General features: G+C 61.7%; 3 protein-coding genes. All 3 read right to left on the bottom strand.

Features of this window, described 5'->3' with window-relative positions; translation table 11 throughout:
- Positions 1-174 precede the first annotated feature (174 nt).
- Positions 175-1,254 (bottom strand): PDDEXK nuclease domain-containing protein, encoded by a 1,080-nt coding sequence (locus Q1M07_RS07915; RefSeq protein ID WP_300452791.1) that lies wholly within the window; start codon positions 1,252-1,254, stop codon positions 175-177.
- Positions 1,241-2,665, bottom strand: coding sequence for a restriction endonuclease subunit S (locus tag Q1M07_RS07910; protein WP_300452789.1), 1,425 nt, complete (start codon positions 2,663-2,665; stop codon positions 1,241-1,243). Before Q1M07_RS07910 ends, Q1M07_RS07915 begins: the two co-directional genes overlap by 14 nt.
- Positions 2,665-3,852 (bottom strand): N-6 DNA methylase (locus Q1M07_RS07905; RefSeq protein ID WP_300452787.1); only part of this gene is annotated, 1,188 nt, incomplete at its 5' end. The genes Q1M07_RS07910 and Q1M07_RS07905, both read right to left, overlap by 1 nt.

The raw sequence follows: 3,852 nt of genomic DNA, 5'->3' as shown, positions 1-3,852 counted from the left end.
TGTTCGCTGATGCCCGCCAGGTGCCGCACGATCAGCCGTTCGAGTTCCTTTTCGCTGGTGTCGGTGGGTTTCATACCGATCACATTTGAACACGCTGTCTTTTCAGCCCATCCCCACTCGCGGGGGCGGGGTTGGGGAGAGGAGGATAAACAACGTGTTTACGCGGGATCGGATTCATATGCTCTCCAGCAAGCGGGTAATGGCTTCGGGTGACGGCAACTGATCATTCAGTTCCTTCGGCAGAGTCCTGGTGATTTCATAGGTCGCCACGCCAATCGGCTTGCGCGCATCGCGCAGCGCGTATTCGACGATGGTGCGGGTTTTTTCCTTGCACAGAATGATGCCGATGGACGGGTTCTCGTCCTCCTGCCGCACCTGCGCGTCCAATGCTGCGAGGTAGAACTGCATCTTGCCGACGAACTCCGGCTCGAACTCGCCGATCTTCAATTCAATGGCCACCAGCGCACGCAAGCGACGGTGGAACAGCAACAGGTCGATGAAGTACTCCCTGCCTGCCACCTCCAGCCGGTACTGGCTGCCCATGAACGAAAACATGCCGCCCATTGCGCGCAGAAAATCCTCGATGCGGGCGATCAGCGCACGTTCCAGTTCGCGTTCGCTGTGCTGTTCGCCCAGTTCGAGGAAGTCGAAGACGTACTCGTCCTTCACCGCCAGCCTGGCTTGTGCGCGTAGCGCCGGGGTCAGCGTCTGGTCGAAATTGGTCTGACCCAGCAGCGACTTCTCGTAACTCTGGTTATCGATCTGGTGCGCCAGCACGTTCTTCGACCAGCCGAACTTGCGCGTCATGCGCAGGTAGAACTCGCGCTCGTGCTCGTCCTTGCACCGCTCCAGAATCAGCAGGTTGTGACTCCAGCTGACTTCTCGCACCAGTGGTGCGAGTTTTGCCGTGGCGCTGTAGGTCTCGAAGAAGCCCTTCATGCGCCACAGATTGGAAGCCGAGAAGCCACCCGTGCCCGGATAGTCCGCCTGCAGGTCGGCGGCAAGTTGCGCCACAACCGCCTTGCCCCGACCCTCGGTCTGCTGTCGCTCGACGATCAGTCGCCCGATATCCCAGTACAGGCCGACCAGTTCCTGGTTGACCGCCCGCAGCGCCGCGTACTGCGCGGACTGGATGCGCGCCTTCACCTCGGCCAGCAAGGCCGGGTAGTCATTCGCCGTGGCGGCCAGAACTGCGTCGGATTTCCGCGCCGCTGGCGCGGGGGGCTTGCGGGTGGTTTTCTTACTCGCCGCCATCGTCAACCTCCATTTCGGTCACATCGTCCGGGTCATCGCCGAGCGCAGCCAGCGCCACGTCGTCCACTACATCGTCCGGGCCGGGTTGCCAGCCGCGTACGTCCACCTGGCCGGTGACCACATCGGCAATCAGGCGGTCGCGGTATTCGCGGATGAGGGCGATTTCGCTCCGAATCCTCTCGATGGCAACATCTTGTTCTGCAGTCGCAGTTTGGAGTGCATCCAGAATCCGATCCTGCTCGTCCAACGGCGGCAGAGCAATTTCGAAGCTCTTGACGAAACCGAGCGGCACGCGCTGCTGGCCTGCAGCTCCCGTCATCGCATCGGCTCCCAGAACGCGGAACGTCCTAAGCGACAACAGTTTAGCCAGGAACGCCGGTCGAATTCGCCGCTCTGCCGCCCTGAGTACGATGAACTCCGTTGTGCCGAAGCCGATCTCAGTCGGTAGCGTATCGAGCAACCCGCCTTTCCCGTTCTCGAAACATGGCGTGATCTTCGCCATCACCACATCGTTGCGACGGAAGTAGGTGTAGCCTTCCCAAACTTCCGAGGTCTTTCTGTTCTCAACGCTCTGTAGCTTTCCCTCCGTCGTGATGCACTCCATCGGCAGGAATGATACAGATGCGTCGCTGAGTCGAAACGCGGTGCTTTCCGATCTCGACGGATTAAACACCGCAACGTGCTTGAGCTTGCACGTTTCCCAATGTGCCGGAATGTACGGAATCCAGTCGATGCCTGAATCACGTTTCTCCGTCGCGCCCTCAATCCCTTGTGTCACCGCGCCCTCGATGATGGTTTGCTTCTGCTCGGTCAGCAGCGCGATGAGATCGCGCTTGGCCTTGATGAAGCGGGCGATGTGCGCGTCCTGTGCGCGCAGGTAGGCGACGATCTGGTCTTGTTCGGGGCGCGGAGGCAGCAAGGTCGGAAAGCTGCCGACGATGGCGCAATTCAGCGCCGCCTGATTGCCCCCGCGACCGTAGTTGCGCTGAAAGTCATAGGCGGCAGTCAGCATGTAGTGCAGGTAACGCCCATCCAGCTCCTTCCCTGGCGCGATGCCCGCGAGGTTCTGATTAATGGTCGCGTCGATGGCGAGATACGCCGACATACCGCGCGTCTTGCCTTGCCCGACCATGCCGAGAATAACGCTGCCAGCAGGCAACACTCGAAGCGACGATTCCTTGACGGCCTGCGGCGTGACAAGCTCGCGCGCCTTGCGCACGATGTAGTCATTGACCTGCCCACTTGCCAGCCACGGAACGGTGCCGTTGCTCCAATACTCGGACCGGTCGCGTGACGGCGTGGTGCCGTTGCCGACACGAGCGACGTAGCGCAAACGTGCTATTCGCCAATGCGCAGGGGTGCGTTCCACCCACGGTGCTTCGGACGACCGATAGTCGGGGTACGCCACCATCACGCCCCCCCCACGATCTTGTGCAGCAAACCCTCGCTCTGCCGCTCCAACGCGAGGATGTCGGCTCGGATTTCGGCCAGCGTGCGCAACGGCGCGGGCTTGTAGAAATAGCGGGTAAAAGAAATCTCGTAGCCGATCTGGGTCTTGTCCATGGCGATCCAGGCATCCGGCGCGTGCGGCAACACCTCGCGTTCAAAGAAGGCGTCGATGCCGCCCGGTTCCTTCAATGGCACCTGCTCGGTATCGCGCAGTTCGCTGTCGGGCTCGTACTCGACCATGAAGCGATCCTTGCCCACGGTTTCCAGATAGGCGCCGTCGTAATTCGGCTCGAAAAACTCTCCGGCTTTCAGCCTGGTGCGTCTGGCGATGACTGGCGGCGCGGCCTCGTCGCGCCAGCTCACCGCCTTGTAGACGATCTTCTTCTCCGGCGCGCTGAGCTTGTCGCCCTGCGCCTTCAGAACCGCATCGAAGCGGGCGCGGAATTCGTTGTGGTCGTCGAACACGGCGCTGCCGAGAGACTGCCGGGCTCGCTGCGCCACCTCCAGCAAGGTCTTGTCGCGCTGCCACGTCGAGGCGTCGAGCAGCTTCTTGCGGCGTTTGGCGGGCACGGCCTTGCGGGCGACAGGGGCTTCGCCGTCATCGCTGCTGTCGCCGTCTTCGCTGTCATCGTCCTCGCTCTCGTCCTCGCCTTTCAGCCACGCCTCGATGGCCGGTTTGCACCTGGCGAACCCGGTATAGAGCGCCTCGCCGTAGGTGGCGTACATCTCGGCGCGCAGCGCCTCATCGCCGGTGGCAAAACGCAGCGATTCGATGCGCTCGTCGCAGAGCTGGCTTTTCAGGCGCAGCGGGCGTTCGACCGTGATCTTCCAGTAGCCGAAATCCCGGGTGTCGAACCATTTGCTTTCCGCCGTCTCCCGCGCCTCGCCCACATAGAGGTCGAGGATGCGGGCAATGTCGGTATCACTCAGTTCGCAGTTCTTTTTGCCGAGGTTGCGGCGCAGCGGCTGAAACCAGCCGCTGGCGTCGATCAACTGCACCTTGCCACGCCGCGTTTCGGCCTTCTGGTTGGCCAGCACCCAGATGTAGGTGGCAATGCCGGTGTTGTAGAAGATGTTCAGCGGCAGCGCGATGATGGCTTCGAGCCAGTCGTTCTCCAGCACCCAGCGCCGGATGTTGCTCTCGCCCTG

The organism is Accumulibacter sp., from assembly GCF_029255285.1.
In the GTDB taxonomy this organism is placed as follows: Bacteria; Pseudomonadota; Gammaproteobacteria; order Burkholderiales; family Rhodocyclaceae; genus Accumulibacter.
The sequence above is the reverse complement of the archived record's forward strand: the minus strand, read 5'-3'. Positions and strand labels throughout refer to the sequence as shown.